Origin of the sequence: Bacillus salipaludis, from assembly GCF_030938565.1 — a bacterium.
GTDB lineage: Bacteria > Bacillota > Bacilli > Bacillales > Cytobacillaceae > Neobacillus > Neobacillus salipaludis_A.
This window is the reverse complement of record NZ_JAVGVR010000001.1, coordinates 3,732,614-3,753,325: the sequence shown is the minus strand read 5'-3', so window position 1 is coordinate 3,753,325 and position 20,712 is coordinate 3,732,614. Positions and strand designations below refer to the sequence as shown.

The 20,712-nt window shown below is 39.1% G+C and carries 21 protein-coding genes; 14 read left to right on the top strand and 7 right to left on the bottom strand.

Features of this window, described 5'->3' with window-relative positions; translation table 11 throughout:
- The first annotated feature begins 15 nt into the window (after window positions 1-15).
- Both RCG21_RS18640 and RCG21_RS18635 read left to right on the top strand, forming a co-directional pair.
- Entirely contained in the window at window positions 16-1,095 is a 1,080-nt protein-coding gene (locus tag RCG21_RS18640) for an NAD(P)H-dependent flavin oxidoreductase (RefSeq protein WP_133336815.1), read from the top strand.
- 281 nt (window positions 1,096-1,376) lie between these two features.
- Window positions 1,377-2,024 carry a phosphatase PAP2 family protein gene (locus tag RCG21_RS18635; protein ID WP_133336817.1) on the top strand — a complete coding sequence of 216 codons (648 nt, stop codon included), beginning with the start codon at window positions 1,377-1,379 and terminating at the stop codon, window positions 2,022-2,024.
- A gap of 84 nt (window positions 2,025-2,108) precedes the next feature.
- Here the strand turns inward: RCG21_RS18635 and RCG21_RS18630 are convergent, their stop codons facing one another.
- The 4 genes from RCG21_RS18630 to RCG21_RS18615 all read right to left on the bottom strand — a co-directional run bounded on the left by RCG21_RS18630 (window position 2,109) and on the right by RCG21_RS18615 (window position 5,920).
- Window positions 2,109-2,777: a YwrJ family protein gene (locus RCG21_RS18630; RefSeq protein WP_133336819.1), complete on the bottom strand. Its 669-nt coding sequence runs from the start codon at window positions 2,775-2,777 to the stop codon at window positions 2,109-2,111.
- 186 nt (window positions 2,778-2,963) lie between these two features.
- Window positions 2,964-4,130 carry a hypothetical protein gene (locus tag RCG21_RS18625; protein WP_133336821.1) on the bottom strand — a complete coding sequence of 389 codons (1,167 nt, stop codon included), beginning with the start codon at window positions 4,128-4,130 and terminating at the stop codon, window positions 2,964-2,966.
- A gap of 66 nt (window positions 4,131-4,196) precedes the next feature.
- The gene (locus tag RCG21_RS18620) at window positions 4,197-4,697 is read right to left on the bottom strand and encodes a hypothetical protein (protein ID WP_133336823.1); all 501 of its coding nucleotides are present in this window, start codon (window positions 4,695-4,697) and stop codon (window positions 4,197-4,199) included.
- A 155-nt stretch (window positions 4,698-4,852) separates the two neighbouring features.
- On the bottom strand, window positions 4,853-5,920 hold the full coding sequence (locus tag RCG21_RS18615) for a CotH kinase family protein (protein ID WP_133336825.1): 1,068 nt from the start codon (window positions 5,918-5,920) through the stop codon (window positions 4,853-4,855).
- A 281-nt stretch (window positions 5,921-6,201) separates the two neighbouring features.
- On the opposite strand from RCG21_RS18615, the gene RCG21_RS18610 reads away from it, so the two are divergent.
- The 9 genes from RCG21_RS18610 (at window position 6,202) to RCG21_RS18570 (ending at window position 13,634) form a co-directional block, all read left to right on the top strand.
- Complete coding sequence (locus tag RCG21_RS18610; RefSeq protein ID WP_308913582.1) at window positions 6,202-7,524, top strand: hypothetical protein; 1,323 nt, start codon at window positions 6,202-6,204, stop codon at window positions 7,522-7,524.
- A gap of 42 nt (window positions 7,525-7,566) precedes the next feature.
- Entirely contained in the window at window positions 7,567-8,172 is a 606-nt protein-coding gene (locus RCG21_RS18605; protein ID WP_308913581.1) for a hypothetical protein, read from the top strand.
- Between the two features lie 42 nt (window positions 8,173-8,214).
- A complete protein-coding gene (locus RCG21_RS18600; RefSeq protein ID WP_308913580.1) occupies window positions 8,215-8,664 on the top strand; it encodes a hypothetical protein in 450 nt (149 codons plus the stop codon).
- Between the two features lie 60 nt (window positions 8,665-8,724).
- Window positions 8,725-9,036, top strand: a complete 312-nt coding sequence (locus RCG21_RS18595) for a hypothetical protein (RefSeq protein ID WP_165976317.1) — start codon at window positions 8,725-8,727, stop codon at window positions 9,034-9,036.
- Between the two features lie 30 nt (window positions 9,037-9,066).
- The gene (locus tag RCG21_RS18590; protein WP_133336829.1) at window positions 9,067-9,300 is read left to right on the top strand and encodes a hypothetical protein; all 234 of its coding nucleotides are present in this window, start codon (window positions 9,067-9,069) and stop codon (window positions 9,298-9,300) included.
- 370 nt (window positions 9,301-9,670) lie between these two features.
- Complete coding sequence (locus RCG21_RS18585) at window positions 9,671-11,029, top strand: arsenic transporter (protein WP_133336831.1); 1,359 nt, start codon at window positions 9,671-9,673, stop codon at window positions 11,027-11,029.
- A 373-nt stretch (window positions 11,030-11,402) separates the two neighbouring features.
- Window positions 11,403-12,125 carry an amino acid ABC transporter ATP-binding protein gene (locus RCG21_RS18580; protein WP_308913579.1) on the top strand — a complete coding sequence of 241 codons (723 nt, stop codon included), beginning with the start codon at window positions 11,403-11,405 and terminating at the stop codon, window positions 12,123-12,125.
- A 20-nt stretch (window positions 12,126-12,145) separates the two neighbouring features.
- A complete protein-coding gene (locus tag RCG21_RS18575; protein WP_133336835.1) occupies window positions 12,146-12,925 on the top strand; it encodes an ABC transporter substrate-binding protein in 780 nt (259 codons plus the stop codon).
- A 61-nt stretch (window positions 12,926-12,986) separates the two neighbouring features.
- Complete coding sequence (locus RCG21_RS18570) at window positions 12,987-13,634, top strand: amino acid ABC transporter permease (protein ID WP_133337219.1); 648 nt, start codon at window positions 12,987-12,989, stop codon at window positions 13,632-13,634.
- Between the two features lie 49 nt (window positions 13,635-13,683).
- On the opposite strand, the gene RCG21_RS18565 is transcribed toward RCG21_RS18570, so the two are convergent.
- Window positions 13,684-15,510 (bottom strand): LTA synthase family protein, encoded by a 1,827-nt coding sequence (locus tag RCG21_RS18565; RefSeq protein WP_133336837.1) that lies wholly within the window; start codon window positions 15,508-15,510, stop codon window positions 13,684-13,686.
- Between the two features lie 185 nt (window positions 15,511-15,695).
- Here RCG21_RS18565 and RCG21_RS18560 point away from each other — a divergent pair, with 185 nt between their 5' ends.
- On the top strand, window positions 15,696-17,081 hold the full coding sequence (locus RCG21_RS18560) for a glycosyltransferase family 2 protein (protein ID WP_133336839.1): 1,386 nt from the start codon (window positions 15,696-15,698) through the stop codon (window positions 17,079-17,081).
- A gap of 38 nt (window positions 17,082-17,119) precedes the next feature.
- Here RCG21_RS18560 and dsdA read toward each other — a convergent pair whose 3' ends face one another.
- Both dsdA and hemQ read right to left on the bottom strand, forming a co-directional pair.
- Window positions 17,120-18,466 carry a D-serine ammonia-lyase gene (gene dsdA / locus RCG21_RS18555; protein ID WP_133336841.1) on the bottom strand — a complete coding sequence of 449 codons (1,347 nt, stop codon included), beginning with the start codon at window positions 18,464-18,466 and terminating at the stop codon, window positions 17,120-17,122.
- 103 nt (window positions 18,467-18,569) lie between these two features.
- Window positions 18,570-19,313: a hydrogen peroxide-dependent heme synthase gene (gene hemQ / locus RCG21_RS18550; protein ID WP_133336843.1), complete on the bottom strand. Its 744-nt coding sequence runs from the start codon at window positions 19,311-19,313 to the stop codon at window positions 18,570-18,572.
- Between the two features lie 282 nt (window positions 19,314-19,595).
- On the opposite strand from hemQ, the gene RCG21_RS18545 reads away from it, so the two are divergent.
- Entirely contained in the window at window positions 19,596-20,315 is a 720-nt protein-coding gene (locus tag RCG21_RS18545; RefSeq protein WP_133336845.1) for a YebC/PmpR family DNA-binding transcriptional regulator, read from the top strand.
- A gap of 145 nt (window positions 20,316-20,460) precedes the next feature.
- Window positions 20,461-20,589 (top strand): hypothetical protein, encoded by a 129-nt coding sequence (locus RCG21_RS18540; protein WP_308914320.1) that lies wholly within the window; start codon window positions 20,461-20,463, stop codon window positions 20,587-20,589.
- Window positions 20,590-20,712: the final 123 nt, after the last annotated feature.

Genomic DNA, 20,712 nt, shown 5'->3' with positions numbered 1-20,712 from the left:
AGGCGGAAGAAAAGCATGTGGCAAAATGATTTAACAAATCAGTTAGGTATTCAATATCCGATTATTCAAGCTCCAATGGCGGGGGGGCCGACTACGTCAAAATTAGTTGCGGCAGTTTCGAATGAAGGCGGCCTCGGAACAATTGGTGCAGGTTATCTATCTCCAAGTCAAATCCGGCAACAAATACAGGAAGTAAAACAGTTAACGGAGAAAAACTTTGGAATCAATTTATTTGTTCCATCAAACTATCAACAGGATGAGCAAAAAATAATGACAGCTAAAGAACTTCTCCAACCAATTGAACAGGAGCTAAAAGTTGACTCCACCGTTAAAATCCCAACTTATGAACAGGACCTGGAAACTTTTCATGAGCAGATACAGGTCGTTGTGGAAGAACAAGTCCCGGTTTGTTCCTTTACATTTGGAGTGCCTTCCCAAGAAATCATCGATCATTTAAAAAAGAATTCAATTATCGTCATCGGTACGGCCACAACTGTTCAAGAAGCCATCCTAAACGAACAGGCTGGTATGGATATGGTCGTTTTGCAAGGAAGTGAGGCCGGTGGACACCGCGGTACCTTCGAAAATAATGCAGAGCAAGGTTTAATCGGTTTAATGTCGTTAATTCCTCAGGCGGCAGACCAAATAAACCTTCCCATTATCGCTGCGGGAGGCATTATGGATGCAAGGGGAGCAATTGCTGCAAAATGCCTTGGAGCGCAGGCCGTTCAAATGGGAACCGCCTTCCTCGTATGTGAAGAGAGTGGAGCATCGCAAGTACATAAGGAAACCATCATCAAAGCCTCCGAAGACCAGGTGGTATTGACGAAAGCTTTTTCAGGGAAAATGGCAAGAGGAGTGAACAATCGTTTTATCGAAACAATGAAAATAAACGAGCACATCTTGCCGCCATATCCAATTCAAAATGAATTAACAAAAGGGATTCGCAAAGCATCCTCCACATCACGAAACCCGGAATTTATGTCTCTTTGGGCAGGTCAAAGTCCGCGATTAGCGAAAGCTTCAACTGTTCAAGAATTAATAAACCAGTTAATTAAAGATACAGAAGTATTAAAGAAGAGGTTATCATTTTAAATAGTAAGGAAAAAATGTTAAAATAAAACTAATGTACAATTTTCAAGTTTAGCATCAATCATTACAAAATTTATTCAGCCAACAAATGTAAGGACCAAACGAAGGTGTCCGCCTGAGTTTCGTCCTTTTTGTTTTACCAAATTTTATTATAAAGTTGTAGTCTAATTGGGAATATCATGCACAAAAACTATGTATATGGTACTATAAACTAGGAGTCTTTTGATTTTTAAAAAATGAATGAATTAAAATGGATTACCAATCTTTAAAGGGAGGAATAAACAATGAAAATAGTTATCAAAAAAGCTCCATACTTGCTTTTATTGTTTGTAATTCCCCTATTGGCAAGTATTTATCAAATCCTAAATGAACGGACACATAAAGCGGTAGATATTTCCACTTCTGTTGACCAGGTTATTCCCTTTCTGCCTTTATTTATCATTCCCTATATTGTGTGGTATGGCTATATTTTTTGTTATTTAATTTATTTTTGCTTTAAAGACACAAAAGTATATTTAAAAACATTGATTCTTATTGTCGTTGCAGAACTTATTTGTTTTATCGTGTATTTCTTTTTCCAAACGACCGTGCCAAGGCCCGAATTAATAGGTAATGGCTTGCTAATCAAGCTTGTCAAATGGATATATGCAAATGATCAGCCAGTCAATTGCTTTCCAAGCATTCATGTCCTAACTACTTTTACAATTATGCTTGCTTCATTGCATTTAAAAAACAAACACATTCTTAACACACTGTGTATAAATATAGTAGGGACCTTAATTATTGTTTCCACATTATTTGTTAAGCAGCATGTCATTTTTGATATGATTGGCTCTGTCATTTTAGTAACCTTTTTATACGGGGTAACTTTTGAACTATTATACTTTCGTGTTAGTGAAAAATCAGAAACGGTTTATCTCAAAAATAAATAGATCCTTTTGGAGGGAAGAAGCGGACTAAATCAGTCCGTTTTTTTTTTCAAAAAAAGTGTCCTGAAAGACACTCCGTAAAATATTTTAGGTCATATGAACAGTTTTGACGTGTTGTAGATGCAAGTACACCGGATCTTCTTTAGCCCTAATAATTTCCACAAAATTATTTTTTATCCCCTGAACTTTCCCTATAAAATTTTCACTTTCTCCCATATTAAAAACAATTAATTCTCCAACTAACTTTTCAATTTGTACTTCAAAAGACCTTGCAAAGGAAAGGTTTGAAGGATTCACTGGGAAATTCGTGTTACTTAGTCCATAAGGACGTTGATTTTCTGAATAAGGAATTAACCATTTTAGATGGTTGAGGGAAATAAACATTGTTTTGTAAATGGGGGAGTAAAAAATGAAATAATTATTCATGATGCTAATAATGTATCCATGTAATGCTTTGTTTCCAGTTACATAGATTTCTGTAAAAATTCCTTTTGCGGAAGTAAGTGTCTTTCGTAGGGATATTTCTTCGTTATGATTATAGATTGGGGAAGGTTCTGATGAAATATAAAACTCATCAATTTCATCTTCGTCAAGAAATTGCCAATTTTGAATATGGATAGTAGGTATATATAAATAATCATAGCCATCAAACAGGACCCATAAATCACTTCCGATGTCGATCAGCATGCCACTTATAATTTTTTTACCTGAAATCTCTAGTTTTATATATTTTCCGATCTGTTCTTTTAAATTCATAAAATCTTATCCTTTCATAGGATTTGAAATATACAAGATGAGATGGACTGGTGTTTAAGGGAATGACCTTGAATAGACCAGTCCAAATCATTTTGTAAGCATTTCTTTAGGATGCTATAAGGGACATTGACATGGAAGAGAATTATGATGATTTTCATAATGACTACCTTGATAGAGGTTGTGGAATTAGAAACGGTTCGCTCTATTTCTCCTACTTGGCCAGCCGGCGAATGGGAAAGCACCTTCGCTATTATGTGAAATCGGTTCGCCCGCAAAACGATTTGGCCGTTTTTCCTCAGCCTTCTGAATGGTCGCAGCACTGGTTTCCACGGTTTTCTTAGTATCTCTTGTTTCCTTCACTGAGCCGAAGATATTTGCTGTATCGCTAAACTTTAAAGCAGTTGTTTCTTTCTTTGTTTCTTTCTTTGTTTCTTTCTTTGTTTCTTTCGTTGCTTTTACTTCTACAACATCTTTCCTTGAGGAGCTCTTAGACTTTGAACTTCTCTGATCCTTAGTGGAACTGGAACGTTTGCTTTTCTTACTTTTTTCTTCCTTGGATGAAGTAGTGCGATCACTTTTGGATGATTTTGTTTGTTGGTTTGTTGATTCCTCTTTTTCAACAGTTTTCGGTTTAATGGATTGTGACCAAACCAATGCAGCGGAATTATCAACAGGTAGTTGACTGAAAAGATCAATGCTTTCTTCTTCCTCGATAGCGGTAATTTCCTCTACGATGTCGATTGTTTCGTTCGAACTATTTTCTGCTTCTTCCTCTTGATATGTTACCTCTGTTTCATTTTGCTCTTCATCATTGGAATCTGAATCTGAGTCTGATTCTGAATTCGTATCTGAATCTGATTCAGAATTTGTATCTGAATTTGAGTCTGTTTCTGATTCTGATTCTGAAATTGAGTCTGAACTGCTTGAGTTTTCTTCAATAACTCCTTTTACAATATTGGAGACATGAGATAGTTTAATTAGAATTCTTTCTTCACCGCTAACTAAGGTGACGAAATCGGAGTCCACTTCACTGACAATCCCGCTAAACGTTTGCTTATTTAAACAAAGGATACTTACCCAAGAATGAGTTAATGAATCGAGTAAATCTTTTAAGCTAGTCGTTTTTAAAAATTGATTTGAAACTTCCTCACTTTGGAACTCTTTTGTGTTCTTTGTGATCGCTTGGATCTTATCTAGACTATAATAAAAAATGTAATTATTTTCGTTTTCTAAAATGATATGGTCTTCTTCTACGCCCATTAGTTTTCCTTTGACTATTTCTTCACCTACATACAGATTTACACTAAAGCCTTTTAATAAATCCAGAGTAGATGAAAATCGATCTTGGCTCATTCATAAATCCTCCTTATGGGATTAATTGTCGCTTCCCTGTAAAGAGAAGCGACGAGTTTCAACTCATTATTTTTTCTTGTCGTTATTTTTGCTCTTATCCTCTTTGCCCTTATCTTCAGATCCTTTTTCGCCTTCATTCGTATTTTCAACTTTTAGGCCGTAGCTGATATTTCGAATATGGAACATAGAGAAGCGAACAATTTCATCCTTCACAATAATGGCTACATAATCCGGAGTAATCTCACTAAGCACGCCTTCAATGCTCTCAGGACCACGGTTCATGTGTACCCATTGATATTGCAAGCTTTTTAACAAATCGTTGAAGGTAGTTGCCTTTTTATATTCAAATCCTTCTGGTGCTTCTACCCCAGCATCGATTTTGTCCTGGGTGCTTTCCGTAATACTTTTGATATGCTGCATATTGTAGTACAAGATACCATCCTTTTCGGTTAATAAGATAAATCCGTCATCGAAAACCTCTAATAATTTTCCAACCCTTGAATTTGGACCATGTCTATCAACCTTAATGGTTTTGCCGACAAAGTTACTCATCATTTCTTTATTCATACCACCATTTTCCTCCTTAAAATTAAATAAACATTTACACTGCATCTATATGTATCACGGGGTGATGTTGTACTATTATAGGTGCCTGTTTTTCAATTTTGAGGAAAAAATAGGCAAAAAAAAGTATATGGAATTTGCCATATACTTATCTTTGCCTATTTAACGGTCATCATCTGTTCTTTAAGGTAAGAATTTCGTTTTTTAATAAAACTTAGAATGTATAATTTTTCTTTTTCAAGTGTTTGTTCATTAATGGTTAAATAAGGATCAAGACCAATATAGGGCTTGAGTTCATTAAATAGGTCCGTGATAATGGGTTCAAGGTTTTTAACAGTAAATTGATTTTCTAAGGCAGATGAAAGAGTGGTTACATACTTTTCATTAAAATGCGGGAAAGTGAGAAGTCTGTTCGTTAATGTATTGTAACCAGTAATTGGCACGAAATCATGGCTTAATTTCCTCCCGTGAAGATCCCTTCCCCAAGTGCCATCATAATCCCAGGGAGTCATTTCATAAAGATTGCTTTTCCCATTATGATATAAAGCATAATTATGAATAAACCCATCAAAATTTTGCGTACAAACGACTCCTGTCAACCATTTTACATATTGATCAGTATCCAAAAATTTAGGGATAACTTTTTCAAAATCATCGTTATTTAAAGTGTTTACCTTTGCAATAAAATCTTCTAGTCTTGCAAGATCCTTTTCTGACCCATACTTGACTGTATACCCCTCATCTAAGCTGGTTTTTAATTTATTTTTTGGAGTGGTTAGGGAGAAGTTTGCATGATAATTAGTGGCATAAATAATTGCCCCCTGAGGCAGATTTCTTTTTTTCAATAAGTATTTGTCGAAAGATTCAAGCTCTAAATAAATCCCTTTACAATATCCATTAATAAAAAGAAGAACATGCTTAGAACGCGGCGAAATTACTCCTAAGGAATGAAAAAAATCCAGTGCGAGTTTGTTTCTGCTTAGAGAGATATCCGAATACTCTGCATTAAGGTGGATTTCATGGGCTCCATTTACGGTATAGGGTTTTTTAAAAATGATGTGATATGATTTTTTTTTCTTCTTTCTGATGACGTTTCCGCGGTAGGCAAGGGTAATTGCATAATGATTTCCCTCCATTTTTAGCACTGCTGGCACAGGATCCGTCCAAATATCCTGTTCTAAGTTTTTTAGTATTTTTGGATTTATAAAGATTTCATATTTAAGCAACTTATATACCCCTAAATAAATTATTTTTAGAATTGTATGCTTTGAGATAGGTAAATGTGCAGTTTTGTAAAATTCCAATATACAAAGAATTAGGTGAATTTTATTAAAAATATATAAATGTCCATGTCAATCCCGACAGTTTTCCCATAAGTTAGAAAGGAAAATATTTATTTTTGGAAGTGGTGAAAAAATGGTATTAAAGTTGGACATGGACCAATTATTAGCTATGGCGAAAGAAAATGGTGTGTTAGCCTTTCTAGATAGTAATCCAAAAGAAGTCGTTGCAAAACATAAAGGAAAGGGGCCTAAATCCCAGGGCGGTAAAAAAGGACCGAAATCCAAAGGGAAAAAGAATAAGTCCGACAGCAGTGGATCCAGCGGCAGCAGCGGTAGCAGCGGTAGCAGCGGTAGCAGCGGTAGCAGTGGGTCCAGCGGTAGTCACGGCAGCAGCGGATCCAGCGGTAGTAGCGGTAGCAGTGGATCCAGCGGCAGTAGCGGCAGCAGCGGATCCAGCGGCAGTCGTGGTAAAAGAAGATCCAGTGGAAGTAAAGGCAGCAGCGGATCCAGCGGCAGTCGTGGTAAAAGAAGATCTAGTGGAAGTAGCGGCAGCAGCGGATCCAGCGGCAGTCGTGGTAAAAGAAGATCTAGTGGAAGTAGCGGCAGCAGCGGATCCAGCGGCAGTCGTGGTAAAAGAAGATCCAGTGGAAGTAGCGGCAGCAGCGGATCCAGCGGCAGTCGTGGTAAAAGAAGATCCAGTGGAAGTAGCGGCAGCAGCGGATCCAGCGGCAGTCGTGGTAAAAGAAGATCCAGTGGAAGTAGCGGCAGCAGCGGATCCAGCGGCAGTCGTGGTAAAAGAAGATCCAGTGGAAGTAGCGGCAGTAGCGGATCCAGCGGCAGTCGTGGTAAAAGAAGATCCAGTGGAAGTAGCGGATCCAGCGGCAGTCGTGGTAAAAGAAGATCCAGTGGAAGTAGCGGCAGCAGCGGATCCAGCGGCAGTCATGGTAAAAGAAGATCCAGTGGAAGTAGCGGCAGCAGCGGATCCAGCGGCAGTCGTGGTAAAAGAAGATCCAGTGGAAGTAGCGGAAGCAGCGGCAGTCGTGGTAAAAGAAGATCTAGTGGAAGTAGCGGAAGCAGCGGATCCAGCGGCAGTCGTGGTAAAAGAAGATCCAGTGGAAGTAGCGGCAGCAGCGGATCCAGCGGCAGTCGTGGTAAAAGAAGATCCAGTGGAAGTAGCGGCAGCAGCGGATCCAGCGGCAGTCGTGGTAAAAGAAGATCCAGTGGAAGTAGCGGCAGCAGCGGCTCCAGCGGCAGTCGTGGTAAAAGAAGATCCAGTGGAAGTAGCGGCAGCAGCGGCTCCAGCGGCAGTCGTGGTAAAAGAAGATCCAGTGGAAGTAGCGGCAGCAGCGGCTCCAGCGGTAGTCGTGGTAAAAGAAGATCCAGTGGAAGTAGCGGCAGCAGCGGCTCCAGCGGCAGTCATGGTAAAAGAGGATCCAGTGGAAGTAGCGGTAGTTCCGGTAGCAGTGGTTCCAGCGGGAGCAGTGGTAGCAGTGGGTCAAGTGGTAGACAAAGTTCAAGTCGGAGCAAGGGTATCCGCGGTCCATTAGGTAGACGTCATCGTTTAGGTTCTTCAGGCAGCAGTGGATCAAGTGGCAGCAGCGGCTCCAGCGGTTCTAGCGGAAGTAGTGGAAGCAGCGGCTCCAGCGGCAGTCATGGTAAAGGAAGATCCAGCGGAAGTAGTGGAAGCAGCGGCTCCAGCGGCAGTCATGGTAAAGGAAGATCCAGTGGAAGTAGCGGCAGCAGCGGCTCCAGCAGCAGTCGTGGTAAAAGAAGATCCAGTGGTAGTAGCGGCAGTCGTGGTAAAAGAAGATCCAGTGGAAGTAGCGGCAGCAGCGGCTCCAGCGGCAGTCATGGTAAAAGAGGATCCAGTGGAAGTAGCGGCAGCAGCGGCTCCAGCGGCAGTCGTGGTAAAAGAAGATCCAGTGGAAGTAGCGGCAGCAGCGGCTCCAGCGGTAGTTCCGGTAGTAGCGGTAGTAGCGGATCCAGCGGCAGTCGTGGTAAAAGAAGATCCAGTGGAAGTAGTGGCAGCAGCGGCTCCAGCGGCTCCAGCGGCAGTCGTGGTAAAAGAAGATCCAGTGGAAGTAGCGGCAGCAGCGGCTCCAGCGGTAGTTCCGGTAGCAGTGGTTCCAGCGGGAGCAGTGGGTCCAGTGGTAGACAAAGTTCAAGTCGGAGCAAGGGTATCCGCGGCCCATTAGGTAGACGTCATCGTTCAGGTTCTTCAGGCAGCAGTGGATCAAGTGGAAGCAGTGGTTCCAGCGGCAGTCACGGAAGCAGCGGATCCAGCGGTAGTAGTGGATGTAGCTGCGGTAGTTCTGGTTCATGTGGTTCTAGCGGTAGTTCCGGAAGCAGCGGTTCCAGCGGTAGTTCCGGAAGCAGCGGTTCCAGCGGTAGTTCCGGAAGCCGTGGTTCCAGCGGTAGTTCCGGAAGCAGCGGTTCCAGCGGTAGTTCCGGAAGCCGTGGTTCCAGCGGTAGTTCCGGAAGCAGCGGTTCCAGCGGTAGTTCCGGAAGCAGCGGTTCCAGCGGTAGTTCCGGAAGCCGTGGTTCCAGCGGTAGTTCCGGAAGTAGCGGTTCCAGCGGTAGTTCCGGAAGCAGTGGTTCCAGCGGTAGTTCCGGAAGTAGTGGTTCTAGCGGTAGTTCCGGAAGTAGCGGATCGAGCGGTAGACAAAGTTCAGGTCGTGGACCATTAGGAAAACGTCACCGTTCAGGTTCCTCAGGAAGCAGCGGCAGTTCCGGCAGCAGGGGTAGCAGTGGATCACGTGGAAGTTCCGGAAGTAAGGGAAGTCATGGTTCTAGCGGTAGTTCCGGAAGTTCCGGAAGTAAAGGAAGTCATGGCTCTAGTGGTAGTTCCGGAAGTTCCGGAAGTAAAGGAAGTCATGGCTCTAGCGGTAGTTCCGGAAGTTCTGGAAGTAAAGGAAGTCATGGCTCTAGCCGTAGTTCCGGAAGTTCAGGCAGCTGGGGCAGTAGCGGGTCAAGTGGACGAAAAAACTCAAGCGGAAAAAAAGGCAGTTCAAATGGAGATAATGGTTCTAAAAGTAAGCGCCGCAAGCATACCAGTATAAGCAGCGGCTCCAGCGGCAGTTCCGGGTCAAGTGGCAGTAAGGGGAATCATAAATCTGCCGGAAGTAAAGGCTCAAACACCAACCCAGGAGGCCATACATCTAGCGGAAGTAATGGCAGCACGGGCAACTGTTCCTGTGAAGATAATAATCATGGTTCAAATGGAAGCACGGGTGACCATGATTCTGAGAAAAAGTCGAAATATCGCGGAAGTACAGGTAACAGCCAAAATAGAAGAGAATTCCGAGGAAGTCTTGGTTCGCTAGGAAAAAAGAGTAAAAAACGGTAATTAAATAGGATAATAGAAACTGATTGAAAACTTATAGTTTCAATGATTTAGAAAATTTAATTAAAAATTGTACCGGTACATTCAACTGTACCGGTTTTTTTATTTTTACTAAATGTCTGGGCTGATGCCCGTCAAAGCCTTTCCGTGTATTCGCCTATTGGACAAAAAGTGGGTAAAAATCTAGGAAATATTTGTAGGGTTTTTGCTGAATTATCAATAATTCGAGATATTCGTTTAGTTCAAGCCTCCAAAATTTACGTATGATAAAACAAAGGACAAGGGGTGAACGAAACGCAAAACAGAAAGGTTTTATCAGAAGTTTGACATCAAGGGAGTGAAAAATTTACATGTATTCGTTGTCGACGGTAATCATCACCATCTTATCATTTATCCTTACCATGGTTTTGATATTTCTCCGTCCTAAAAACATGAACGAGGCAATCCCTGCAACAATCGGAGCCATTATAGTTTTCCTTAGCGGAAGTGTTTCGCCCGGGGATTTACTGGATATAAGTTCAAAAGTAACAGGAGCAGCCATAACCATCATAGCCACAATTGTCATGGCCATAGTGCTTGAAAGTTTCGGATTTTTCAAGTGGACTGCTGCTCTCATGTTAAAAGTTTCAAAGGGATCGGGAATTCGACTATTTTGGTATACGTTGTTGCTTTGCTTTTTAATGACTCTATTCTTTAATAATGATGGAAGTATTTTAATCACTACACCCATTTTAATATTAATTTTAAAAAACCTGGGGTTAAAGAATCGTCAAAAAATTCCATACCTTCTCAGTGGTGCCTTAATTGCAACCGCTTCAAGTGCGCCAATCGGTGTAAGTAATATCGTAAACCTGATTGCCCTAAAAATTATTGGAATGGATCTCTATTTACAAACAGAAATGATGTTCGTGCCAGGGGTGCTAGGTCTACTCTTCTTAGCCTATTTATTGTATTTAGTCTTTAAAAAGGATATTCCAAAAGAAATTCGCTTCCATTCCTATTCGATTCCACTCCAGAAAAACCGCCGCTACCATCCACTCCAAAAAAGTAATGATAGTTTATTTCAACAACAAAAGAAACTTATGATTTATATGCTGTTATTTGTATTTTTGGTTCGAATTAGTTTATTTGTTGCCTCCTTCATGGGAATATCCGTATCATTGGTTGCCGTTTTAGGTTCATTAGTTTTATTAATTTGGCGATGGATTTATCTTAAGATAAATCCCAAAGATGTAGCCGGCAAAATTCCTTGGCATATCTTAATATTTGCCTTCAGTATGTATGTAATCATTTTTGGTCTCCATAATATAGGTCTAACAAACTATTTACTAATACACTTAAAGCCGATTGTTAATGATAGTCTGTTTCATGCAAGTATTACCATGGGGATTATTACAGCTGTGTTAGCGAACATATTTAATAACCATCCTGCCTTAATGGTTGCTACTTTAACCTTAACCGAAATGGGACTAGACCCACTTTTATTAAAATCCGTATACTTATCTAATATTATTGGCAGTGATATTGGTTCGCTCATTCTGCCAATCGGTACTTTAGCCACTTTAATATGGATGCATATTTTAAAGAAAAACCATATTCCAATTTCATGGAAGGATTACATGAAGGTCACCATAATCGTGATTCCACTTACCATGATCTTTACCCTGATTTCTTTATACCTCTGGCTTTTACTAGTATTTGTGAAATAAATATTTCCAGGATCCATCATAGATGGATCCTTTTATTTTGATTAGAAAATAAAACATCAAGGTTATAGATTTATGTAGAAATTTTAACCTCTTTATACAAAATGTATAAATTTTAAGAAAAAAACTATACTTCTTGTCTAATAGATGCACTTTCTTCCTTTTGATATAATATTTGAAGAGAATGAAAATTCAGAATGTTCTTCTGAAATGTATTCACACACAATTTAACAAAAATATTATACTAGGAAAAAATTATTTGATTAAAGGAAATAATACTTTTTTAGTTTTATAGTATAGCCTTAAAGGATTGTGATTCCTTAAATCACAACTCTAAGCAAACCTTAAAATTTATATACACCAAAAGGAGGTAGACATGATACAAGTTAAAAACCTTGTAAAAGCATTCGGCTCTAATACTGTGTTGGATGGAATCGATTTAACCGTTGAAGAAAAAGAAGTTGTTGTCTTAATTGGTGCCAGCGGTTCAGGAAAAAGCACACTCCTTCGATGCCTTAATTTCCTTGAGCTCTATGACCAAGGGGAGATCACCCTGCTTGGAAAAAGGGTTGTTCCAAATGAGTCAAATTTGAATAATATCCGGGCGGAAGTTGGGATGGTGTTTCAACATTTTAACCTTTTTCCTCATAAAAATGTTCTGGAAAATATTATGGAAGCCCCTTTATTTGTAAAAAAAGTGGACAAGCAGCAAGCAAAAGAAAAAGCGCTTAATTTGCTCGAAAAAGTAGGGTTAAAGGACAAAGCTCAAGCATATCCAAGGAATTTATCAGGAGGGCAAAAACAAAGAGTAGCTATAGCCCGTGCTTTAGCAATGGAACCTCGGATTATGCTCTTTGATGAGCCGACCTCAGCGTTGGATCCCGAACTTGTCGGTGAAGTTCTCCAAGTCATGAAGCAACTTGCTAAAGAAGGGATGACGATGATTGTAGTGACCCATGAAATGGGATTTGCTCGTGAGGTTGCCGACCGTGTTGTATTTATGGGAAATGGCAAAATTTTAGAAGAAGGTCCACCAAATGATTTCTTTCTTAATCCAAAGCATGAAAAAGCTAAACAGTTTTTAAATAGTATTTTATAAAAATAACGAGGAGGATTTTCATGAAAAAGAAATGGGGATTGGGTTTATTTATCGGAGTTATTATTGCTGCTTTGATGCTTTCAGCCTGCAGTAATAAAACAAGTACTGACTCAACAAAGCAAAAAGAATTTCATTACGCGATGAGTGGATTGTACAAACCTTTTAATTTTAAAGAAAATGGCAAATTACAAGGCTTCGATGTAGAAATCGGGCAAGCACTTGCTAAGAAAATGGGAATGAAAGCTGTCCCTGTCACAAATCCTTGGGAAACCCTCATTCAGGGGCTGCAAGCAAAAAAATATGACGCAATTATCGGCAGTATGACAGTAACGGACGAACGAAAAAAATCAGTTGATTTTACCGACACGTATTATCGATCTGGAGCACAAATTTTTGTATCTGAAAAAAACAATAGCATTCATTCAGATTCTGATTTAAAAGGAAAGAAGATTGGTGTTGTCAAAGCAAGTACCTATAAGGACCTGGCATTAACCTATACGGATAAAAACAATGTTGTAGAATATGACAGTGATATTACTGCGCTTATGGATCTACCAACAGGCAGATTAGATGCAGTGATTACCGATCAAATGGTTGGCTTTCCAATTATTAAAGCAGGTTCAATTAAAATAAAAGATATTGGAGAACCGTTAACACATGATGATCAAGCGATTGCTGTCCGCAAAGAAGATAAGGAATTAAAGGAAAAACTTAATAGGGCATTAAAGGAAATCATAAAAGATGGAACCTATGAAAAAATTAGCGATAAATGGTTTGGACGCAATATTTTAGGAGAATAAGAGCAGTGTAAGGGTGTGGATTGAATCACACCCTTTTCAATAAGATAGGAAGGTGATTATTATTTTTGATATTGTTTTAAACACCTTTGATGTTTTTCCAAAAGCAGCCTTTCTAACCTTGAGGTTAACCATTACATCGTTATTAATTGGAAGTATCATTGGACTTATATTCGCATTTTTTAGAATATCTACAAATAAATGGTTAAATAAATTTGCAACTCTATATATCGGATTAATTCGAGGAACTCCTTTAATTGTACAAATTGCTATCCTTTATTTTGGAATTGCTTCGGTTGTTACACTTTCACAATTTTGGGCAGGAGCCTTAGCATTAGCCATTCATAATGGAGCTTATATTGCTGAAATATTTCGAGGTGCCATTCAATCTGTTGATAGCGGTCAGATGGAAGCAGGACGTTCTCTAGGTATGAGTTATCCCCTTACCATGAGAAGGATTATTTTACCTCAAGCATTTAAATTTTCCATCCCGCCGCTTGGAAATCAATTTATCATTGGGTTAAAAGATTCTTCTTTAGTAGCCTATGTGGGAATGTCGGATTTATGGGGTTCTGGATTAAGTGAAGCAGCAGCCAATTACCAACAATTGCAAACATATATAGTTGTTGGCTTTTACTATTTGGTCCTAGTTTTAATTTTTACCTTCCTTTTAAGAAAAATGGAGAAACGTATGAGTCTAGATATCAAATAGAATGCAAAAAAGGACAGAGAGGGAGTCTCTGTCCCTTTTTGTTCTCAAGTCATTTCAGTTTTGGCAGCGATTTAACATATTGATCTGAGAGTTTCATGTATTCGATGATCTTTTTTTCTTCCTTTATGGCACGATTCGGTGCCGTCCTTTCTTTTCGTCCGTTCAGACTTAAAATTTCCCCCTGATCATTGGTTTTACCAGGAGAAAAACGATAAGACTGGTTCACAAATGTTCCCGTCGGGGCATAAAAGCGAATTCCGATTTGATTCTTATTTGTATTAAGCAAATCAGTTCCAAATACAATTTGTTTGCTAATATTGAGGCCTAAAAGATTCGCAACGGTTGGATAAATATCTACCAGACTACCGACAGTAGGAATTTTCTTCGCTTTTTCCACTGATGGAACCTTCACAATTAAAGGGATATTTAAATGGTCTAAAACAGAATCATATTTTCTCCCGAAAATCTGATGAACTAATTGTTTATCCTGTTCACTTTTCATTTGCAGACCTTGATGGTCACCATAAACGACGATTACCGAGTCCTTATAAAGACCTTTTCGCTTCAAATCCTCCACGAATTTTCCGAAAGCATAATCCGCATAGCTAACCGATTTAATATAGGAGCCAACGAAGGAATTGTCATATTCCTTTGGCAATGGAACCGTATAGGGTTGTTTCGAATCCGGAAGCTTAAACGGAAAGTGACTGGATAAAGCAATAATATTTGCGTAAAATTTCTTTCCGTTTCGATGGAAGTCAGCTAATTTTTCAATTGTTTTTTTATACATCACCTCATCCGAAACACCATATGAAACGATATCGTGAGTACCAAAATACTTTTTATCATAATATTCATTAAAACCTAAGGACTGATAAAGGCGATTTCTGTTCCAAAAAGAAACACTATTGGCATGAAAGGTAGCGGTATGGTAGCCATTTTCCTCAAGCATTTTAGGAAGACTCGGCACCGCTTTTCCTTCAATTGCAGTAGACATCGGCACACCTCCTAAAGGATAGATCGATGTATTGGTAATAAATTCGGCATCCGATGTATTGCCTTTTCCCACTTGAGAGTAAAAATGTGGGAAATAATAGGAGCTCCTTAGCAGCTGATTTAAATTAGGAGTTACCTCCTTGCTATTTATTTTTAAGTTAATAAAAAAATTTTGAACGGATTCTAATTGAATAATGATCAAATTTTTATCCGATGCAACCCCGTGCAGTCTCATATTGCCATTATCCGGGCTATGCCGATTCTTTTCTAAGGTTTCTGCGCTAATGTCATTATTTGAAAAAATAGACTGGATATCCGTAGCTGCCTCTGAAAACTGATAGCCCATAATCCCTAATTGTTCATATTTACTTAATTCATTTATGATATTAGAAGATGAAAATAGGCTTGTACCGGTAAAAAATAATAAAAAGGCAATGGTCAACCCGAAAAGTTTTGGCCCTAGTTGTAATTGACTAAATGGTAAAATACGCTTAAGTTTTGGCCAAAAGCAAAGCAAAATAAAATCGAAAAATAACCATATATACTGGAGTTTGAATAGTGCAACAATACTGTCAGAAATTTCTCCAACCTGGTCAATCTCTCCTAAAGATTTATACGTAAAAATGGTGTTGTAGTAATCAAAATAGAGAAGGGTGGTTAAGCAAAGAATAGAATATCCAAAGTTCAAGATCAAAAGCAAAATACTTGAAACCCTGTTTCGAATAGAAGATACTGTAATAATAAATAAGGCCAAAAAGGCCATTTCCGTTAAAAAACCAACTATATTTAGCTCATCCATAATCGAATACTTTACATAAAGTGATTTTAATAATAACGATAAAAACACAAATAGTCCGAGTTGAGAAGTTCTTTCTTTCATCCTGCACCTGCCAGTATCATTTTTGATTGTTTTTTTCTATCCTTGCCAATATGATATGCAAGATATAACCCCAGAATCGAAAAACCAGTTTTAGGTTAAAACCTTCCGTTTTAAAAACGCCCTTTATGGATACCCTTATTGAAAAGGGGTAACAGACACACACCCCATTAAAGCTGAGGTGTACTATGTTTATCATTTTAGTGGCAATTTGTTTAGTGCTGACGGTTGGATATGGTGTTTTTACACATGGCTGGAGTGAAGCTTCGGAGTTCGGGATTTACCTATTTTTATTAGCCGTACAGGCCATATCTCTATTTTTTGTCGGCTATCAAACCTTTATGAGTTATGCAGGACTTCGAAAATTTAAAAAGACGGTCATCAAGGAGCCTAAAAATAGCTTTGCTGTCCTTGTTGCAGCACACAATGAAGAAAATGTAATCAGCCAAATTTGTGAGAATTTAAAGAATTTAAACTATCCAAAAGACTTATATGATGTATATGTTATTTGTGATAATTGCTCAGACGGCACAGCATCTGCGGTCCGTGCTACAGGTGTGAAGGCGATGGAAAGACATGATCTGACTCACAAGGGAAAAGGCTTTGGGCTTGAGTGGATGTTCGAACGCTTATGGGAGATTGAAGAGGACGGAACCTCCTATGATGCAGTGGTCATGTTTGATGCCGATAACCTGGTCGGAAGGGATTTTTTACAGATTATTAACTCCAAGCTGATGGAAGGACATGATGTCGTTCAAGCCTACTTAGATTCTAAAAATCCTGAAGATACATGGGTAACCAAATCCTATTCGTTTGCGTACTGGTCAACGAATCGAATTTATCAGCTAGTCAGAGAGAATTTAGGTTTAACTGCCCAACTAGGCGGGACAGGGGTTACGGTCACCACCAAGGTTTTAAAAGAAATTGGCTGGGGAGCCACTTCCTTAACAGAAGATCTTGAATTTACGCAAAGATATATTTTAAAAACAGGAAAAAGAGTCGCTTGGGCCCACGATGCAAAACTATATGATGAAAAACCGTTAGGTTTTAAGCAATCCTTTAGACAGCGAATCCGTTGGATGCAGGGACATTTTGACTGTATGACAAGATATACATTTCCATTACTACTCGAAGGGATAAAAAAACGAAAGTTCATGCTTATTGATTCTGCAATCTACTTAGTCATGCCTTCCCGATCAATTTTGGCATTAATTCTGATTATTGCCGGATTTCTTTCTTATACAGGGGTATATGAGGTTGATGGCTTTTTAGGAGATGTTGTTGATAAGTCTATAATCTTTGATGGGTGGATTTACGGGACCTTTATTGCGGCCTATTTATCCTTGCCAATTCTTGCGATGATTTTAGAGAAAAAAGGGAAAAAACTTCACTGGTTTTTTGTTTCCTATATTTTTGGACTCTCCTGGATTCCCGTTACGATTTTAGGGTTTCTAAAAAAGAATCAGAGAGAATGGAACCATACCGTTCATACCCGTGCTGTAGCCATCGAGGAATTAGAGTTAGAACCGGAAGAAGAAACTGAAACAGCCTATCAAGCATCTCCAACAAAATGATAAAAAACATTGGGTATGGTTGCCCAATGTTTTTTTGATTAAATTTTTGATGATCGTTCATGCCCTTTTTGATAGTAAACCTCAAGCATTTCTTGCGGTACCATACTTCCGCCAGTTGCCCATACAATATGGGACGCATTTTTCATCTTATCTTTTAAGTTGTGTTTCGTGATATAACCAGAACCATTTTTAAATAATTGGACCGGACCCGCCATACCTGCTAATGCGGAAGGTTCTAAGCGAATTTCTTCTTGGTCCACTAATTCCTTTAAATGCTGGTAAAGCTGCTCATCACTGACGGTATAACAGCCACTTAAAAAAGGCTCAATGGTTTTCCCAACAAAACCGGATGGCCTGCCAACTGCCAACCCATCGGCATCTGTACAATTATCAATCCCTATATCCTGAACAGAAATTTTATCGTGAAGTCCGGTTACTAACCCAAGCAGCATACAAGGGGAGTGTGTGGGCTCGGCAAAGAAACAATGGACATGATCCCCAAACAATTGTTTTAATCCAAAGGCCACACCACCGGGACCGCCGCCGACTCCGCACGGAAGGTAAACAAATAGCGGGTGGTCTTCATCCACCCTTACAGCTAATTCCTCTAATTGATTTTTTAGTCGCGAAGCAGCAACAGCATATCCTAAAAATAAATCATGAGAATTTTCATCATCGACGAAATAACAGTTCGGGTCGGCTTCCGCTTGAATTCTGCCTTCCTCAACTGCTTTACTATAATCTGCCTCATATTCGATCACATTAACGTTTTTGCTGCGAAGAAGTTCTTTTTTCCATGATTTTGCATCGGCTGACATATGAACCGTTACATGAAAACCTAGCTTTGCACTAATAATGCCAATACTTAGACCTAAATTTCCAGTTGAGCCAACTGCGATGGAAAAACCTGAGAAAAAGGTACGAAACCGATCACTGTCCATGATAGAATAGTCATCCTCTAGTTTTAATATTCCATGCTCAATTGCCAATTTCTCTGCATGCTTTAAAACCTCATAAATTCCACCTCGTGCTTTAATCGATCCGGAAATCGGCAGGTGGCTGTCACATTTTAACCATAATTCTCCTTCAATCGATTCTTCGTTGGCTTGTTGTAAATATTGTTTCATCGAAGGAATTTTCACTAAAGAAGACTCGATTATTCCGTCTGTTGGTTTCGTTTCAGGGAAAACCTTTGCAATGTAGGGTGCAAACCTTTTTAATCTTTCCTCAGCATCACGAATATCATCCTGGGTTAACGGGGCTTTTTCAATCCCTTCTTTACCGGTTTCAAGATGAGGATTGACCCAAAAAACTTCATCCAATGCTATTAAATTTTGTAGCAGGGGATGTTGCGCGATTAGTGTTTTTTTGTCAAGGTTATTCATAAATTTACCTCCACTTGTATTTCTGGGATAAATTTAGTTTAACACATCAGAAATGGATAACTGGCTAGAAAATAGAAAATGACGGCAGATAACCGTATTTTTTCTATTTTTGAAAGAATTGATTGATTTGATCTTGTGTTAAAAGATTACCGATGTAGAAGGATCCGAAAATCCCGTAAACAGCGCTGACCTCATCAAATCTTGTTTCATAGATTAATTTTTTAAATTGTAGGGCATCATCACAAAATAAGGAAACGCCCCATTCATAGTCATCAAGACCAACGGAACCTGTTACAATACGTTTCACCTGCTCCGAATAAGGTTTTCCAGTATCAATATGTTCAAACATTAACCGTTTCCGTTCCTCCATAGGAAGCATAAACCAGTTCGTTTTTTCGCCGCGAAGTTTACTCATTGGATAAAAGCAAATGTATTCTGTTTTTGGGATTGAAGGATAAAGTTTTGCCCTTATAGCAGGATCTTCAAATGGATTTGTTGCCATTTGTGAGTAACTGCTTTTTTCGATAACGGAAACATAGGAATAAGCAGGTTTGGTGTAATCTGAGAACAATGTTTTATTAAATTCTGTCTTCACTGCGATTATTTCTTTCATTGTAGGACGTAGTATCATAAACATTAGATCGGCCTTTTGTCCTGCAACCGTATAAACAGTATGGCTGCCTTGTTTATTTTCCTCGACCAATTCCCATTTACTTAAAAGAGCTTTAAATTCAGTTAATGCCTGTTCGCGCTGTGCTTCAGTTGCAGCCTTCCATTTTGGCCAATCAATATTCCGGAAATCATGTAAACTATACCAACCCTCAATGGTTTTCATTGCTTGATTCATTATTATCACTCCAAAATAGATTTCAATCTCTTTAATAAAAATGATAATCATTTTCATTATATTTTGATGTGATTTAAATCACATTTTAAAAAGCTTGCTATACAACGCGTTCATTACGTGAAGAAAAAGGTATAAACCCTATAAGAGTTATCTATTTTTTAGTCATTTTATTGATTTTTGGAGGGAGGATACTAGAGACACTTAACAAATTGCCCATTTTACGATAATATTATTTAGTGAATTATTTCAGTTGATTCAATGTTGAAAGAGAGTTGGAAGACGATGGGACGTAAGTGGAATAATATTAAGGAAAAGAAAGCGTCTAAAGATGCAAATACAAGCCGTATTTATGCGAAGTTTGGCCGTGAAATTTATGTAGCTGCAAGACAGGGCGAACCAGATCCTGAATCCAATACAGCATTAAAAGTTGTACTCGAACGCGCGAAAACATATAGTGTACCAAAACATATTATTGACCGTGCGATTGAAAAAGCAAAGGGTGGTTCAGAGGAAAGCTATGACGAGCTTCGATATGAAGGATTTGGACCAAATGGTTCTATGGTAATTGTTGATGCGTTAACAAATAACGTAAACCGTACTGCTTCTGACGTGCGTGCTGCTTTCGGAAAAAACGGCGGTAATATGGGAGTAAGTGGTTCTGTTGCCTATATGTTTGATGCCACAGCTGTTTTTGGTATTGAAGGGAAAACAGAGGAAGAAGTCCTTGAAATCATGATGGAAGCTGACGTAGATGTTCGTGACATTATTGAAGAAGAGGAACAGGTAATTGTTTATGCTGAGCCTGACCAATTCCATGCTGTTCAACAAGCCTTCAAAAATGCCGGCATTACGGAATTTACTGTTGCTGAATTAACCATGCTTGCACAAAATGAAATTACCCTTCCTGAAGATGGACAAGCAAAATTTGAAAAGATGATTGATGCACTTGAAGATTTAGAAGATGTTAGGCAAGTGTACCACAACGTTGACTTAGGTGAATAATTGGTCAAGCAGCCCTTTTTAGCTAAACTGGGCTGCTTTTAATTGCCGCCAATAATTTAAGGAAAGCCCGCCCATTCCATGGACATCTATCCCATATATATTAAAGAAAGTAAGGCTTATACCTAGCAGGGAGAGGATGGACATAATGAATCTTAGAACACACGGAGGGCATCATGGTGGTTATGGTGGCTTTGGGGGTTACGGAGCACCGTTTGTCGGAGGACTATTAGGAGGTCTAACAGCCGGTGCACTACTATCTCCTGGGATTGGCTAAGGCGGCTATCCTTACCCGGCAGCTGTTCCATATCCAGCGCCCTATACAGCCCCGTATTATCCATATGGTGGATATCCATACTATTAAAACATTGACTTTCTATTTTGGAAGACACTTACTCGA